Genomic DNA, 16357 nt, shown 5'->3' with positions numbered 1-16357 from the left:
CTCGGGTGGATATTTCGGCACAAGCCCTCCGTGATCGTCTTCGCGGCACTCTGCTCGCCGCCGCGGCCACCCCCATGACCGAGTCGGGCGAAGTGGATCTCGGCGTGGTGTCGCGCTACTTCGCCGGGCTGGTCGAGGACGGTGCCGACGGGCTGGCGGTGCTCGCCCACACCGGCCGGGGGCCGTACCTGGCGCCGGACGTACGCGCCGGCGTGATCGAGCGCGCGGTCGCGCTGGGCGTGCCGGTCCTCGTCGGCGTCGGCGGCTCGCCTGACCCCTCCGGCGCGGCTGGGCCTTTCGCCAAGGCCGCGGAGGAGGCGCGGGTGGCCGCGAGCCTCGGCGCGCACGGCGTCCTGGTCTTCCCCGCCGAGGGCGACCGGCTGGGCGGGCACGACGCGATCTGGCGGGCGGCCCGGCTCCCCATGATCGCCTTCGACCTCTACACCCGGCCCTGCCCGCCTGACACCATGCGGGACCTTCTCCGGCACCCCGGCGTGGCGGGGCTCAAGACCGCGCTGCTGTCCGACGCCATGGGCTGCCAGCGGGCCATCGCCTTCGCCAGGCAGGAGGGCAGGCTGGCCATCACCGGCGAGGACCGCATGTTCGGCCCGTCGCTCCTGTGGGGTGCCGAGGCCGCCCTGGTGGGCCTCGCGGCCGCGTCGGTGGGCGTGACGGCCGCGGTCATGGACGCCTACCGGGGTTCGGACCTGCGTGCCTTCGACGCCGCGTCGGGCCGCCTGGACAGCCTGGCCACGGCCACGTTCACCGAGCCCATGGAGGGCTACGTGCAGCGGATGCTGTGGCTCGCGGCGGCCGAGGGGCGGATCCCCGAGTCCCACGCCCACGACCCGTACGGCCCGTCCCTGCCGGAGCGGGAACGGGCCGCGGTGGTGAGCGCGGGCGGCTTCGCCGCCCGCTAGTTACTTCGCGAGGTAGGCGTCGGCGACGGTCTGCGAAACGGTGTTGCCGTCCTTGTCCTTCGCCTCCGCCTTGATCGTGATGCTGCCCGCGGGGTTGAGCGTGAGCACCTTGTACGAGCCGCCCAGCCCCGGAAGGACCGTGGCCGGCGACCAGTGGGCGCCCTTGTCGGCCGAGGTCCAGATCCGCAGCGCGGACGCGCCCTCCGCCTTGACGGTGAAGGTGAACAGGCGGCCCGCCGCCACGGTGTCGTTCCCCGGCAGGTTGAGCTGGTACCGGAGCTGGATCAGCGGCAGCTTGCCGCAGGGCTGCTTGTCATCGAAGAGCACGCTGTCGATGCAGGTGTAGGGCGCGTTGTTCTTCACCGGCCGGGCCGAACGGAACGTCCAGGTGGACTCGACGCTGGTGCCGGAGTGCTTGCCGGCGAAGGCGTCCTTCCACACGTCGGTCAGCCGGTACGTGCCCGACCCGGCGGGCACGCTGTAGTAGGGCACGCCGATCTCGTCGACCTGGGGCTGCACCTCCGTGTCACCGCTGAACAGGTGGGTCTGCTCGTCGCCCGGCGCGCCCACGTAGGTGTGGCTGGGGTCGGAGGCGTCCGTGTAGTAGCCGAGACCGAACGGGGCGAGCGCGCGCAGCCGCATCCGGTCGCCCTGGCGGCAGGTGTCGCAGAAGACCCCCGGATCGGCCCAGTCCGGCCGGTCGGGCCCGTTGGCGATCTGGGTGGGCAGGAGAGCCTCGTTCCAGTTCTCCCGCTCCTGGGTGGCGCGGGTGAACCCCCGCTCGGACGTGGCCAGCCGGGTGGTGTCCGTGGCGGGGTCGCGGAACTGGTAGTCGCGCTGCCACAGCACCTCGCTGCCGGTCGTGTTGTAGTACTCGGTCCGGGTCAGGGGCGCGCCGAACAGGTGCGAGCCGCGGACGCTGAGCGGCTGGACGGGGATGAAGGTGTGGTCGACCTCGTTGAAGTTCGGGTACGGCCCCCACGTCCCCTGCTGCATGGGGAACTCGGCGTGGTAGGTGGTGTCGATCTCGGTCAGCTCGCGGGCCTTCGGGGCGAAGGTCAGACGGCCGGCGGTGGTCCCCTTCAGGTAGTAGGCCAGCTTGTACTCGAACGGGCTGGTCGGCTGGACGGTCAGCTTGCCGGTCGGGTACGGCTTGCGGGCCATGGCCTTGCCCAGGGTGTCGGCCTCGGCGCTGTCGATCCACAGGAGGGGCAGCTTGTTCTGGGCGGTGTACGCGGTGGCGCTGAGGATCCAGGCGAAGCGGTCGCTGGTGATCACACCCGCCGCGCCGCCCTTGATCGCCAGGTCCAGGTCGGCCAGGAGGAGCTGCAGCGAGTTCCTGGCGGGGAGGTAGACCAGTTTGCCGCGGACGTCCGCGCCGGTGGTGGTCAGGCTCAGGCGCTGGTCGGCGGCGAACTTGGGCACCAGGGCGTCGTGCTCACTGATGTAACTCGGGTGCAGCCGCAGGCCCGGCACGCTCAGCGAGACCTCCGGGGCCCGGCGGATCTCGTCGAACAGGAACGTGAAGGTGCCTATGGACGGCTTGGACTTGAGGGGCGTGACCCAGTAGCCGCCCGCGATGACCGGCTCGTAGCTCAGCAGCGAGGCGCCGGCGTACATCCGCCCCGAGGCGGTCGTCCGTACGTTCATCGTGTTCAGGAAGACCGGCTCCGACTCGCGCGGCGTGCTGATCTGGAGCTGCTCGGCCTTGGTCGCGTCCAGGGTGATCGTGGTGTCGCCGTCGAGCTTGGTCTCCGGGGCGATCAGCAGGCCGTACTGGAGCTGGTGGGCCGGCATGGTGTACCACCACGGCGCGGCGCTCGTGGAGTAGACGCCGCCGTGGGCGAGCTTGATCACGGTCTCCACCGTGCCGGGCACGTCGGTGGTCCGCCAGTTCTCGGTGACCACGGTGAGCGGCTCGCCGGCGAGGAGCGGATCGGTGTCGCCGACCCTGATCACGGACAGGGGTCCGGGGTGCAGCGCCCACTCGGGCTTGCCGACCAGCTTGACGCGCACCGTGTCCATCTGGGCCTGCTTGCGGAAGGCGATGGGCGCCGTCAGCCGGTCGGTCCCGGCCGTCGCCGTCAGCCGGCCCTCGTACCATCCGGGCTCGCCGAGCGTGGGCTCGATGGTGAGGTCCGCGGAGGCGGTGCCGCCCGCGGGGACGGTCAGCGACGACGGCGTGATCGAGGCCATCCCGGCGGGCGCCTGCGCGTCGCCGTGCGTCAGCGCCAGCGACAGGGCCAGCGTGACGGGGTCCTTGCCGGTGTTGCGGTAGGTCACCTTCTTGGTGAGCGTCTGGCCGGTGTACGGGTCGGTGAACCCGGCCGAGACCACCGACAGGTCGTCGAAGACCTGCTGGGTGACGGCCCGGCCGATGTCCAGCCGCCCGGCGCCCTGGTCGTACGGCGAGGTGGCGCCGAGGGGCTGGGCGGTGCCCACCAGGGCGGTCTTGAGCTGGTCGGCCGTCCAGTCGGGGTGCTGGGCGGCCAGGATGCCCGCCGCGGCGGCCACGTGCGGGGTGGCCATCGAGGTGCCGGACGCCGCGGTGTAGTTGTCGTCGATCGGGCCGCCGCCCGGGACGCTGCTGCCCTCGCCGAGCGAGGTCCCGGCCGCGCGGGCCGCGACGATGTTCACGCCGGGCGCGGTGATCTCCGGCTTGATCGCGAAGTCGTCGCTGAGGCGCGGGCCGCGGCTGGAGAACGACGCGATCTTGTCGGCGGAGTCGACCGCCCCGACCGTGAGGGCCGAGGTCGCCGCGCCGGGCGCGGCCACGGTGAACCGGCCGGGGCCCGAGTTGCCGGCCGCGACCACGAACAGCGTGCCGTACTCGGCGGTCAGGTCGTTGGCCGCCTGGCTCAGTGGGTCGGTGCCGTCGGTCGCGCCGTTGCTGCCCAGGCTCATGTTGACCACCCGGGCGTGCTCGGTGGCCGCCTGCCACTCCATCGCCGCGATGATCTCGGAGTTGTTGCCGCTGCCGGTGTCGTCCAGCGCCTTGGCGATGGTCAGCCGGGCGCCGGGCGCGACGCCCTTGTAGCGGCCGCTGGAGGCGGCGCCGCTGCCCGCGATGATGCCCGCCACGTGGGTGCCGTGGCCGAACTTGTCGGTGGCGTTGGCCGGGTCGCCACCGCCGGGGCTGCCCGCCGGGACGAAGCTGCGGGCCGCGGCGATCCTGTCCTGGAGGTCGGGGTGCTTGTCGTCGATGCCGGTGTCGATGATGCCGACCGTGGCGCCGGTGCCGTCGAACCCGGCGGCCCACGCCTTCGGCGCGCCGATCTGCGGGTTGCTGACGTCGTCGAGCGCCTTGACCTTCCCGTCGAGCCACACCTTGCGCAGGCCGTTCTCGAGGGCGGGGCTCGCCTTCGCCTTGGCCTCCGGGGTCGTCTCCCCGGTGACGGACTGCCAGAAGGCTCGGGCCTGCTTCTTGTCGACCTTCAGCGCGGCGCCGTCGATGCTCTTCAGGACCAGCGGCTCCGCGCCGCCCTTCAGCGACCGGGCCTTGCCCGCGACATCGCCGGACTTCACCTGCGGCTGGTACTGGACGATGAGGGGGAGCCGGTCGGCCTTGGCGTCGCCGTACCCGTTGACGGCCAGGTAGTCGACGTTGAACAGTTCCTTGTCCAGCAGGCCGCTGCTCACGTACGGCCCGGCGTCGGCGGGGATCACGTAGTAGCCGTGCTCGTCCTGCTCGGCCTGGTAGGTCCGTGCCTCGCGGCCGTCGTCGGGGTCGACCACCACCGAAGCGCGGCCCGAGCCGTCCTTGGAGTAGGTGACGGTGTCGCCGGTGATCAGGGTGACCTTGACCGGGCCCGTACCGACCGCCACAGGGACGGCGGCGGTGGTGGCGGTCGCCGCGGCGGTGGCCGGTCCGGGCACCGCGATCAGCGGCACCGCCAGGGCCAGCCCGACTAAGGCCCCGAGTCCACGGCGCGAGGGGAGGGGCAGAATGGGCACAACACACTCCAGAGGTGTATGGAGATCGTTTCTTCGCTGACCTAATCTGGGAATCAGTCAGGGCACAAGTACGCCGAACGGGCCAAAACCCGCCAGGTGGCGGCATCCCGCCACCGGCGGGAGGATGGTGACACCATGCTCGAAGCGATCGGCCTGTCACCGGCCGAGAGCCGCCTGTACGCGATGCTCGTCGAGAACCCGAGGTCGTCGGCCGCCGAACTGGCCACGCACTGCGCGGTGTCGACGCCGCTGGCAGCGCGCATGCTCGCGGGATTCGCCAGGCGCGGGCTGGCCAGCCGGCTGCCGGGCCGCCGCGCCCGGTACGTGGCGGTCGCTCCGGACATCGCCATCCGGCCGATGCTCAGCCGCCAGGAGGAGGAACTGCACCAGGTGCGGACGGCCATCCACGACCTCACCACGTCGTTCCAGCGCGCCTCGCGATACGCCGCGCACCCGGCCGAGCAGGTGGAGGTGGTCATGGGCACCGACAACATCATCAGCCGGGCGTACGCGCTCCAGGAGAGCGCGCAGAGCATGTTCCGCAACATCGACAAGCCCCCCTATGTCATGCCGGACCTGTCCGGCAATACGGAGCGCGAGCTGCGGATGCTCCAGGCGGGGGTCGACTACCGCAGCGTCTACGACCTGGAGGCGCTGGCGATGCCGGGCCGGCTGGAGCTGATCCAGGCCGCGGCGGCGCGCGGCGAGAAAATCCGCGTGGTGGCGGACGCGGCGGTGAAGATCTGGATCGCCGACGACGAGCTCGCGCTGATCCCCATCCGCAGCGGGGCGTACTCGATCGACGCGGCGTTCATCCTGCACCACTCGGCGCTGCTGGACGCGCTGATCGCGCTGTTCGAGCGGGAGTGGCGGCGTGGCTTCCCGTTACGGACGGCGCCCCGGCCGCCCGCCGACGGGCCCGACGATCTGGCCAGGGACCTGCTGGCGCTGATGGCCGGCGGGCTGACCGACGAGGGCATCGCGCGGGCGCTCGGGCTCGGGTTGCGCACCGTGCAACGCCGCATCCACGACCTCATGCAGGAGCTGAACGCCATCACCCGCTTTCAGGCGGGGATGGCGGCCAGGGAGCGCGGCTGGATCTGATGGCTCAGCGGTGGCCCGAGATGGCGATCCGGACCAGGTCGCGGCCGCGCACGCCGTACAGGGCCCGTCCCGAGGGGTCCAGCGCCAGCTTCGGCTCGCCGCCGAACCACTGACCCGCCAGGCCCTCGACGATCGTCTTGGCGGTGAACGTGGCCAGGTCCAGCTTGTACACCTTGTCGCCGTCGGTGCAGTAGGCGACGCGGCCGGTGACGAACAGCTCGCCGCCCTTGGCGCCCACCCTGAGCGTCCTGGTGACCTTCCTGCGGATCAGGTCGAACTCGAACACGTCCCCCGTGCTCGCCATGCCGTACAGGGTGATCGGGCCCAGCGCGAGGGAGGAGATGTACCGCGCGCCCGGGATCGGCTCGACCTGCCACAGCAGCTTCCGCTTGACCAGGTCGAACGCGGCAAGCCTGGCGCTCGTGGTGACGGGCGGCAGGCCGAGGCCCTCCTGGGTGGTGGTGCCGAGGTAGGCGGTGCCCCGGCGGGCGGTGACGGAGTAGACGGTCTGCCGCTCGACGGCGGGCCGGTAGGTCTCATACTTGCCGGAGCGCGGTGAGTAGAGCGACAGCGCGCCGTTCATGTGGCCGGGCTCCGGCTGCGTGGGCATCACGATCAGGCCCGTCCGCGAGTCGTAGGCCAGGTCGCGCGGGCGGTCCTGCTCGTTGCCCGTGCGGGCGAGCAGCTTCGGCTCCGCGTCGCCCGGCCGGTAGGAGTAGAGCGCGGCCTGGGTGTAGACGCCGAGGTAGGTGGTGCCACCGACGGTCAGCAGCGTCTTGGGCTCGCCCGAGATGCCGAGCCTGCTCACCTTGCCCGTGGCCAGGTCGTGGATGTCGGCGCCGCCCTTGCCGCCCACGTAGACGCGGCGGCCGTCGGAGTGGACCGACATCGGCTCCTCCGGCGCCGCCTTGAGCCCGCGCTGCACCAGGTTGAGGTAGTCGAGGGTGCCCGTCGCCGGGTCGTACACGAAGACGGCGCTGTCCTGGATGCCGTACACGCGCCCCTCGTGGGCCAGCAGCCGGTGCGTGAGCGCCTCGAAGTACGGCACGCCCAGCACTTCCAGCGTGCCCGTGGCCAGCTCGTAGCGGTAGAAGGTGCCCGAGGGGCGGCCGGCGAAGTAGACGTGGCCGTCATGGATCAGCACCGCGACGACGTACTTCTCGCCCGGGGCCGTGGCTTTGACGACCTTGTAGTTCTTGTTGGTCTTGTCGATGACGACCAGCTCGGCGAGGGAGTTCATGCCGCCCGCGATGTGCGTGTCTGAGACGTTCATGCTCGACACCCAGTCGCGGTCCGCCAGCGCGGCCGGGAGCAGTTCCCGCTTCTCGCCGGTCGCCCGGTCGATCGCGATGAGGTGGGCGTGGGAGCCGACGCCCGCGTAGACGTACTTGTCGTCGGCCTGGATGCTGCGTACGTACGCCTCGCCGGGGGCGGGCTGGCCCAGGTCGCGGCTGGTGCCCGTCGCCGGGTCGTACTCCCAGACGCGGCCCGGCTCCGACGTGCCCATGTAGACCTTGCCGTCGGGGGAGGAGGCCATGGTCCAGATGTAGTGGTCGGGGTACTCGGCGACCTTCGTCACCTGGCCCGCGACCGTGTCGATGCGGTAGAGGTCGGAACGGGCGTGCGTGCCCACGTAGACGTCGGTGCCCACCCGGCACATCGCCCAGATGCCCACGCCGGTCGGGATGTCGTAATGGGTGGTGACCGCATCCTTGGCCAGGTCGTAGGCGCCCACGACGTTGGGGGACAGGCCGCGGGAGCCCACGTACAGGACCCCGCCCACGAACTCGCCGTTGCCCAGCGGGCTGGCGACGCTCGCGGGCCCGAGGCCGGTGACGGTGCCCTCGGGCTCGCTCATCGCGGCTTGGGCCTGGGCTTCAGCGGCGTGGACCGGTATGGCGGCCAGGGAGACGGTCGTGGCGGCCGCTTGCAGGAAACGACGACGGGGGATCATGGCGGCTCCCTTGGTGAAGTTTCGCCGCACGCTATAACGGACCGGGCCGTAATGTCCAGATCGTTGTCAATGCGGCTGGGTCGCCGTCAGGCCGAACAGCTCCGTCGCGTTGCGCCACGCGATCCGCTCGGCCGTCTCGCCGGTGAGGTTCGCCGCGGCGACCGCGCCGAAGGCCGACGACGGGTCGATCAGCGTCGCGTCGGTGCCGAACAGCAGTTGCCGCGCGTCCACCTTCGCCGCCACCTCGGCGATGCGGCCCGCCGGGGCGTGGGACCAGCAGGGCTCCAGGTAGAGGCGGTCGCAGGCGCGGGCCGCCTCGATCGCGTACCTGAACCCGTCGGCGCCCATGTGCCCGGCGATCACCCTGAGCCCCGGCGTGTCGAGGCAGACCTGGGCCAGATCGAGCACCGAGGCGCCCCAGGTGTGGACCAGCGCCGGGCAACCCGCCGAGGCGACCAGTTCGAGGGCGTCGCGCAGTTGCGGCGAGGTGGCGGGCGAGCCCGTGTAGTCGGTGTGGATCTTGACGCCGACGAACCGGCCGGTCGGCAGGTATCGGCGCAGGTCACGGTCCGCCTCGCGCAGTCGGCGCGGGTTGACGGTGACGTAGCCGAACAGCCGCCCCAGGCCGTCATCGTGTCCGCCCAGCGCCGCGGCCAGGGCGCGGTTGCCCGCCGGGGCGTCGTAGATGACGGCTTCTGTGGACGACACGACGGCGCGGTCGATGCCGTAGCGGTCCATGGTGGCGAGGGTCGCCCCGGCCACGTCCATGGTGAAGAACCAGGGCCCCCAGTGGGCGTGGACATCGATGATCATCCGAGCAGCCTCCTGGCGTTGCCGCCCGCCACGGCGGCCACCTCGTCGGCCTTCAGGCCGCTGGTCGCCAGCCTGAGCAGGGGGACGAGGGGTTCGTAGTGGGGGGTCCGGGAGCCGTACAGGAGTCGCTCGGCGCCGAGCTCCGCGGCGACGGTCTCCAGCGCGTCGGGGGAGTTGAGCAGGCGGGTGGAGGTGTGGAAGCCGGGCTCGTCGGCGGCGGCCACCAGGAAGTCGCCCAGGTGGTAGAAGTGCGTGTCGAGGAAGACCACGCTGAGGTCCAGCCCGGCGAACGGCTGCCAGAACCTGCGCACGTCACCACCGGTCAGCACCGTCATGTCCAGCCGCGCCGCCCGCCGGGCGACATGCCGGACCGACGGAAAACCGGCCTCCACCCCCTGCTCGTCCGGGAACAGCCGGATCGCCCGGACCCCCGCCGCGGCCAGGCGGTCCATCTCGCGGCCCGCTCCCACGGGATCGCGCAGATCCACCACCCCGACCGGCGTGAACCCCACCGGCTCCTGTTCGCCGGCCGCCGTCAGGGCGAGAGTCGCGTCGTTGCCCGAGCGCATGTCGAAGAGCGCCGCGCGCAGGCTCGCCACCACGCCCGCCCGGATCCGGTGCTCGGCCAGCATCGCCCGTACGGAAGCCGGAGTCCCGGGCGGCCCGTCGCGGTCCGGGTAGGCGCCCACGAGCACGTCGACGTCGAGGGCCACCTCCAGCCCACCGATCAGCCCCCAGGCGTCGAACGCTATACCGGCCTTGTCCCTAATCGCCATGCGAGCAATCATGCCATTGACGAACAGCGCGCATAAGATTACGGTCAGGGCCAAAATTGCTCAGAAACGAACGCGAGGCCCACATGCTCCGCTCCCTCCTGGTCGTCGTGGCAGGCCTGTTACCCGCGCTGCTCACGGCTCCCACCGCTGCCGCCGCCGTCGCCGTCGATTGTGACAGCCCGGGGGTGGAGACCTTCGGACCGGCATCGGTCACCGGCGCGATCGTCGGCGCCGTCGTCCACGAAGGACACGCCTACGTCGTCGAACGCGGCCCCAAGCCGCCCGTACTCGCCGACATCGACCTGGCCACCCGCAAGGTCGTCAGGAGCGTCACGCTCCCCGACGGACCGGCCGCGGGCGAGGCCGAGGGCGGCTGGGCCACCGCCGTGTCCGGCGGCAAGATCTATGTCGGTACGTACCCGGTGCCCGACCTCTACAGCTTCGACCCGGCGACGGGCGAGGTGAAGCGGCTGCACTCGTTCGGGAAGAACGGCGGTTTCGTCTGGAGCCTGACCGCGGCGCCCGACGGCACCCTCTACGCCGGGACCTATCCGGACGGCAAGGTCTGGGAGTACGTCCCCAGCACCGGCGCGGTCCGCGACTTCGGCGTGCTGGCAGCCGGTGAGCGATACGTCAGGGCGGTCGCCGCGGACGCCGGGCACGTCTACGCCGGCCTGCTCGACAAGGCGCAGCTCGTGTCGATCGACCGGGCGACCGGCGCGGTCACGCGGCTCGCCACCGGCCCCACGGGAGTCGGCGCGGTCGCGGAACACGGCGACCGCGTGCTGGCGGCCAGCGGCGGCACGCTCATCGACGTGCGCAAGGACGGCACCGACGCCAAGCAGCCCACCCTGGCGGATGGCAGCCTCGACATGCTCACGGTGGCCGCCGACGGCACCGTCTACACCACCACCCGCCCGGACGGCGCGGTCTACCGCTACCGGCCCGGCGACACCACGCTCACCAAGATCGCCGAACCGCCGTCCCCCGGCGACGAGACCAGGCGGCTGCAACTGCTCGATGACAACACCCTCTTCGGCGTCTCGGGCAGCGGCGGCATGTGGTGGCTCGACCTGCGTACGGGCAAGTCGGAGTTCGTGGACCTGATCGAGGCCGGACTGCCCGCCGGTGCCGAACGGCCGCAGAGCATGCTGCTCGTGCCCAACCGCGCCCTCTACATCGGTGGTCACTTCTCGATGGAGGTCCGCGACCTCCGTACGGGTGCCAAGCGCAGGTTCCGCCTGCCCGGCGAGCCCAAGGACCTGGTACGGCACGGTAACAAGATCTACGCCGCCATGTACCCCAGCGGCCAGATCCTGTCCATCGACATCCGCACCGACCAGGTCCGCGGGCTCGGCTACCTGGGCCACGACCAGCAGCGGCCATGGGACATCGAGTACGACCCGCTGACCGACAAGCTCCTGGTGGCCAGCGCCCCGCTCGGCGCGAAGCTCTCGGGCGCCCTGTCCGTGGTCGACCCGGACACCGGGAAGATGGACGTGTACGTGGACGTCATCCCCGGCCAGAGCCTCATGAGCCTCTCACTGGGCTTCGGCGTCGTCTACCTGGGCGGCGACGTGCTGGGCGGCGGCGGCACCCCGCCGGTCAAGACCTCCGCCTCGGTGGCGGCCTTCGACCTGCGGACGCGCAAGGTGCGCTGGCAGGTCGATCCGGTCCCCAATTTCCGTACGTTCCAGGACATCAAGGTGCACAACGGCCTGCTGTACGGGGTGTACAAGCGCGACTCGGGCTCCTGGATCGCGCTGGACCTGGCCACCAAGAAGGTGGTCAGCCAGGGCAAGCTCTCCGGCTACGGCGAGCTGACCGTCCATCGGAACAAGGTGTTCGTCTCCACCTTCTTCGGCGGCGGCAACGCCTACGAACTGGGCACCACGGAAAAGCTCCTGGCCACCGGCCTGGGCGACGAGTGGTACACCAACCCCCAGCTCCACTTCGAGCCCGGCACCTGGCGGGCCTGGGCCCTGGTGGGCAGGAACCTGGCCAGGATCAGGCTGGACCCCGCCTGCCCGCCCTTGACCGTCCCGACGACCACTGGCTAGATTTCGGTCTGTGCCGAAATCTGTGATCGATGCCCACCGGCTCATCGGCCCCGTACCGTTCGACGATCTGCCGTCGGACCCCCGGGCCGAGATGGACCGGCTGGGCATCGACCGGGCCTGCGTGACCCACACGCTCAGCCTCTACTCGGACGCGCAGGCGGGCAACGACGCCCTCCTCCGGCTGGACGACCCCCGGCTCATCCCGGTGCCCGTCGTGGTGCCCGGCGTGCCGGGGGCGTCCGCGCCCGCCGACCTCCACCAGGTGCTGGAGTGGAACGTCCGCATGATCAGGCTCTGCCCGGAACGGCACCGCTTCGACCTCACCGGCCCGATCGCCCTGCGCTGGCTGGCCGCCCTGGCGCTGCCCGTGGCGATCGACCTGGAGGAGACCTCGACCGCCCAGCTCCACACACTGTTCTCGCGGCTGCCCGAACAGCGCGTCCTCCTCCTCAACCCCGGCTACCGCCGCCTGCGCGCGGTGGCCGAACTGATGGCGGAGACCCGCCACGTCTGGGTGGAGATGGGCACCGTGAACACCCAGGGCGGCGTCGAATGGCTCGCCCACCGGTTCGGGGCGGACCGGCTCGTCTTCGGCACGGGCGCCCCGATCGCCGACGACTGCGGCCCCCGCTTCCTCCTCGACCACCTCGACCTGGAGCCGTCCGCCGTCGACCTGATCGCCGCCGGCTCCCTGAGCGGGCTCCTGTGATCCTCGACGCGCACGGCCACGTAGGCTCCTGGCCCGACTTCCTCATCCCCGACCCTTCCGCGGAGGGGCTGGTGGCCGTGATGGACCGGATCGGCGTCACGGCGATGGGCATCAGCCACCTGCTCGCCGTCGGCCCGGACGCCGAACGCGGCAACCGGCTGGCCACCGAGATCGCCGAACGCTTCCCCGGCCGGTTCGGCGTCTGGCAGGTCTACAACCCGCACCACCGCACACCGCTGGTCTCTGACGGCGTTTGGGGCGTCAAGCTGCATCCCGACGTACACCAGTGCCGTCTGGACGATCCGCTCTACGACCCGGTGTGGGACCTCGGCCTGCCCGTTCTCGCCCACGGCCAGACCGACTCGCCGTGGAGCGACCCCGCCCAGTTCGCCGCCGTCGCCGCCCGGCATCCGGAGGTGCCGCTGCTCATGGGACACACCGGGCTCTGGCCGTACGGCTTCGCCCGCGCGGCCCGCCTTGTCGCCGACCACCCGAACGTCTACCTGGAAACCTGCGGCTCCAAGATGACCGGCCGCTGGATCGCCCGCCTCGCCGCCATGATCGGGGCGGACCGGGTGGTGTTCGGCTCGGACGCCTGCTTCCTCGACCTCCGTACGGGCCTCGGCCGCATCGCCCTCGCCCCACTCACCACCCCCGACCGCACCCTCATCCAGGGCACCAACCTCGCCCGCCTCCTCACCCTTCCCACCTGACCGCCTTCCCGACTGACCGCCTTCTCGGACGTCCGCCCCCGTGACTGCTCCCTCTTTCTCCGAAGTCGCTTTTTCCGACGCCTGTCTGCCTCGACCTCGTCTCGAAAAGGATGCTTGCCGTGACACTCGCCCTCCACGGTGGTACGCCGGTCCGCTCGGCGCCCTGGCCCGCGTGGCCGCCGCCGCTCGACGCGGCCCAGCGCGCCCTCGTCACCGAGGTCCTGGAGAGTGGCCGGTGGGGCGCCACCCAGGGTGGCTCCGCCGTGACGGACCTGGTCGCCGCGTTCGCCGGCAGGTCCGGCGTGCCGTACGGCGTGGCGGTCGGGAACGCGACACTGGGCCTGTTCGCCGCGCTCCGCGGACTGGGCGTGGGGCGAGGCGACGAGGTGATCGTGCCCGCCTACACGTTCGTCGCCTCGGCCACGGCGGTACTCCTCACCGGAGCCACGCCCGTGATAGCCGACGTGAACCCGGTGGACCTGCACCTGTCCCCGGAGGCCGTCGAAGCCGCGCTGACCGGCAGAACCGCCGCCATCATGCCCGTCCACCTGGCCGGCAGCCCCGCCGACATGGACCCGCTCAACGCGCTGGCGGCCCGCCACGGCCTGGTCGTGGTCGAGGACGCCGCCCAGGCACATGGCGCGACCTACAAGGGCCGCCCGGTCGGCGGCTTGGGCGACGCCGGGGTGTACAGCTTCCAGGCGAGCAAGGCCATGACGGCGGGCGAGGGCGGCCTGATCGTCTGCCGCGACGAGGCCACGTACGAGGCGATCTGGTCGGTATGCAACCTCGGCCGCAAACGCGGCGGCCAGTGGTACGGCCACCCCACGATCGGCTGGAACCTCCGGCTCACCGAGATCCAGGCCGCCCTCCTCCTGCCCTGGCTCGACCGCCTCGACGCCGAGATCGACCACCGCGAGTCCTTCTGCACCGCCGCCGAACACGCACTCACCGCCGAGCCGTGGATAGCGCCCAGTCGTGAGCCGGCAGGTGTGGGGCCGGCGGGCGCCGGTGACTGGGCGGGTATGCGCTCAGCGCCGGACTGTGAGTCGGCAGGGGTGCAATCAGCGTGCGGTGGCGGCCCGTCTGGTGCGCGGCTGCCGTACGGCGCTGAGCTGCCCGTGAGTGTGGTGCCGCAACCGCCGGGTACCACTCGTGACTCCCGCCACCTGCTCATGCTCCGCCTCCACGTGCCGGTGGACCGGGAGTTCCTGCTGGCCGCGATGGCCGCCGAGGGGGTGCCGCTCGATGCCGGGTATCCGCCGCTCGGGACGTTCGAGGCGCTCGCCCGGGAAGGTGCCCGCGTGGAGCAGTGCCCGGCCGCCGAGGCGGCTGCTCAGGAGGTGGTCTGGGTCCGGCAGTCGATGCTCATGGACGATCCCCGCAACGCCGTCCACCTGGCCGAGGCCCTGGCCAAGGTGCTGGCCGCCATGCCGCCGCGCGACCAGGCGTGATCTCCGCCGTCATCCAGGGCCGTGCGCGCGCCCTCCGGGCCCGTCCTCCACGGCTGTCCTCCACGGCTGTCCTCCGGAGCTGTCCTCCGGGGTCGTGATCCGGGGTCGTCCTCCAGGATCGTCTTCCGGGGCCGTTATCCGTGTCCGCTCAGTTCGGTCAGCGGGGCTCCGGGAGCGCTCTGGGTGGATTTTTCGGAAAATATGGCGATCGGGTAGCGATCAAGGATCTCCTCCGGGATGGCGAAGGCGTCCACGAGGAGCAGCGCGTACGGCGCGAGCTGCGCGACGGCCTCGTCGAGGACGATGGGAAGCTGCTCGACCTGCTCGGCCGACAGGTGGCCCGCGGCCATCAGGCTTCCGCTGTGCGGAGAGATCCGCCGCACGGCGAAGACCCGGTGGAGGAGGTGGAGCAGGTCCTGCCCCGCGGCGTCCGAGACGATGTCGTCGGCGGCGTTGATCAGGGCATCTCCGGCCAGCCGCTGGGCATGGGCGGCGACGAGTTCCAGGGCGGGGTTCGTGGCGGCGTTCCAGCGGCTCAGCGGGTGGGGGTCGGCGCATCGCGCCAACGCGGCGCGGGCCCGCCGGTCCCAGATGCGTTCGAGGCAGACCATCAGGTGGCGCAGGAAGCGCGGGCTGGTCAGGAGCGGGGCCGGCGCGGGCGGAGGCGGCGGCAGCGGCTCGCTCAGCAGCATCTTTCCCGCGGCTTTGAGCCAGATGGGCAGGTTGTCGCCTTCGGCGGTGATGGGCAGCTCGCTGCCGGTCAGGAAGTCGGCCAGCCCGTTGACCAGGAACAGCCCTTGGGCGCCGCAGCGCTCGCGGCACTCGATGAGCACGTCCCTGCACTGCCAGGTGATCCAGCCCTTGGAGATCGCCACCAGGTTCTCCGCTTGGCCGCGGTCGTGCGCCGAATGAGCGGCCCATCGCCGTACCGCGGTCCGGTGCAGGAGCGTGGCGGCGTACACGGTGGCCAGCGCGTCGAGCAGCCGGGCGTGGTGGCTGCGGTAGGCGAACAGGGGCACGCTGCCGCCCACGCCCCGGGTGAGCCCGGAGGTGTGCCTGACGTGCGCGTAGCGGATGGCGATGGCGAGCGCGGCGCGGGTGCCGCCCAGGCTGGTCGCGCTCATGCAGAGCTTGCCTTCGGTGACGCGGCCGATCGAGTACAGGAACCGTCGCCGGCGCTCGACGTCGCCGGCGAAGGAGCCGTCCGGAAGGATCCGGCCGTGGTCTGACTCCAGCAGAGCGTGACGGGGCAGCCGAACGTGGTCGAACCCCGTCAGGCAGTGGTCGATCGGACTGCCCATCCTTTCGGGCAGCCGCTGGATCTCCACCCCGGGAAGCGGTCCTGCTTCGTCGCTCAGCGGAGTGAGAAAGAGGAACACGCCCTCGTCCGCACCGTCGACGATCAGACGGGCGGCGACCAGCGCGGTCTTCGGACCGCCGATCGGGCTGGTGTTCGGCATGAACTTCCGGGCGCCGGGGTTGGGGGTGTGCAGGTCGAAGCATTCGGCCAGCGGGTCGTAGACGGCGGTGGTCTCCAGCTCGGCGGCGCTGTTGCCGTGGGCGAGCTCGGTGCACAGGAACGTACCGGTCCGCTGGAGCGGGGCGTAGTCGCGCAGGCCGCGCCGCTCGTGCGGGGCGTGGTCGTACAGGCTGCCCAAGAACAGGTTGTAGTGGATCCCGGCGAGCATGGTGGTGCCGCAGTCCACGGGGCACGCCCACTCGTGCAGGGCGGTGAGCGACTCGATGTCGGACACGAGGTCCTCGACCGACCGCACGCTCTTGTCGACGTGCCTGAGCCGCTGGTAGGAGCGGTGCGTGCCCGCCCAGGTCGCGTGGGACGCGATCCTGACGCCACGCGTACGCCTTCAGGCTCGCCGGCATGCTCTGCGACGTGGTTTAC

The 16357-nt window shown here is 71.5% G+C and carries 11 protein-coding genes; 6 read left to right on the top strand and 5 right to left on the bottom strand.

All coding sequences use genetic code 11. The features are described from left to right. Positions 1-5: 5 nt before the first annotated feature. On the top strand, positions 6-920 hold the full coding sequence (locus AB0B91_RS02455; protein ID WP_358314033.1) for a dihydrodipicolinate synthase family protein: 915 nt from the start codon (positions 6-8) through the stop codon (positions 918-920). Here AB0B91_RS02455 and AB0B91_RS02450 read toward each other — a convergent pair whose 3' ends face one another. After that, the gene (locus tag AB0B91_RS02450; protein WP_358314031.1) at positions 921-4874 is read right to left on the bottom strand and encodes a S8 family serine peptidase; all 3954 of its coding nucleotides are present in this window, start codon (positions 4872-4874) and stop codon (positions 921-923) included. A 135-nt stretch (positions 4875-5009) separates the two neighbouring features. Between AB0B91_RS02450 and AB0B91_RS02445 the strand changes: the two genes are divergently transcribed. Next, positions 5010-5978, top strand: a complete 969-nt coding sequence (locus tag AB0B91_RS02445; RefSeq protein ID WP_358314028.1) for a helix-turn-helix domain-containing protein — start codon at positions 5010-5012, stop codon at positions 5976-5978. A gap of 4 nt (positions 5979-5982) precedes the next feature. Here the strand turns inward: AB0B91_RS02445 and AB0B91_RS02440 are convergent, their stop codons facing one another. From AB0B91_RS02440 to AB0B91_RS02430, 3 genes are all read right to left on the bottom strand, one after another. Continuing rightward, positions 5983-7932, bottom strand: a complete 1950-nt coding sequence (locus AB0B91_RS02440) for a hypothetical protein (protein WP_358314026.1) — start codon at positions 7930-7932, stop codon at positions 5983-5985. 66 nt (positions 7933-7998) lie between these two features. After that, complete coding sequence (locus tag AB0B91_RS02435) at positions 7999-8745, bottom strand: amidohydrolase family protein (RefSeq protein ID WP_358314023.1); 747 nt, start codon at positions 8743-8745, stop codon at positions 7999-8001. Continuing rightward, complete coding sequence (locus AB0B91_RS02430; protein WP_358314021.1) at positions 8742-9521, bottom strand: amidohydrolase family protein; 780 nt, start codon at positions 9519-9521, stop codon at positions 8742-8744. Before AB0B91_RS02430 ends, AB0B91_RS02435 begins: the two co-directional genes overlap by 4 nt. Positions 9522-9604: 83 nt before the next feature. Between AB0B91_RS02430 and AB0B91_RS02425 the strand changes: the two genes are divergently transcribed. The 4 genes from AB0B91_RS02425 (at position 9605) to AB0B91_RS02410 (ending at position 14457) form a co-directional block, all read left to right on the top strand. Beyond that, positions 9605-11581: a hypothetical protein gene (locus AB0B91_RS02425; protein WP_358314018.1), complete on the top strand. Its 1977-nt coding sequence runs from the start codon at positions 9605-9607 to the stop codon at positions 11579-11581. A 10-nt stretch (positions 11582-11591) separates the two neighbouring features. Beyond that, on the top strand, positions 11592-12290 hold the full coding sequence (locus AB0B91_RS02420; protein ID WP_358314016.1) for an amidohydrolase family protein: 699 nt from the start codon (positions 11592-11594) through the stop codon (positions 12288-12290). Beyond that, a complete protein-coding gene (locus AB0B91_RS02415; RefSeq protein ID WP_358314013.1) occupies positions 12287-13003 on the top strand; it encodes an amidohydrolase family protein in 717 nt (238 codons plus the stop codon). The genes AB0B91_RS02420 and AB0B91_RS02415 overlap by 4 nt, the downstream gene beginning before the upstream one ends. A gap of 119 nt (positions 13004-13122) precedes the next feature. Continuing rightward, on the top strand, positions 13123-14457 hold the full coding sequence (locus AB0B91_RS02410; protein ID WP_358314011.1) for a DegT/DnrJ/EryC1/StrS family aminotransferase: 1335 nt from the start codon (positions 13123-13125) through the stop codon (positions 14455-14457). A 134-nt stretch (positions 14458-14591) separates the two neighbouring features. On the opposite strand, the gene AB0B91_RS02405 is transcribed toward AB0B91_RS02410, so the two are convergent. After that, positions 14592-16211, bottom strand: coding sequence for an acyl-CoA dehydrogenase (locus AB0B91_RS02405; protein WP_358314008.1), 1620 nt, complete (start codon positions 16209-16211; stop codon positions 14592-14594). Positions 16212-16357 lie beyond the last annotated feature (146 nt).

This window comes from Nonomuraea sp. NPDC049141 (assembly GCF_040648415.1).
Taxonomy (GTDB): Bacteria; Actinomycetota; Actinomycetes; order Streptosporangiales; family Streptosporangiaceae; genus Nonomuraea.
The sequence above is the reverse complement of the archived record's forward strand: the minus strand, read 5'-3'. Positions and strand labels throughout refer to the sequence as shown.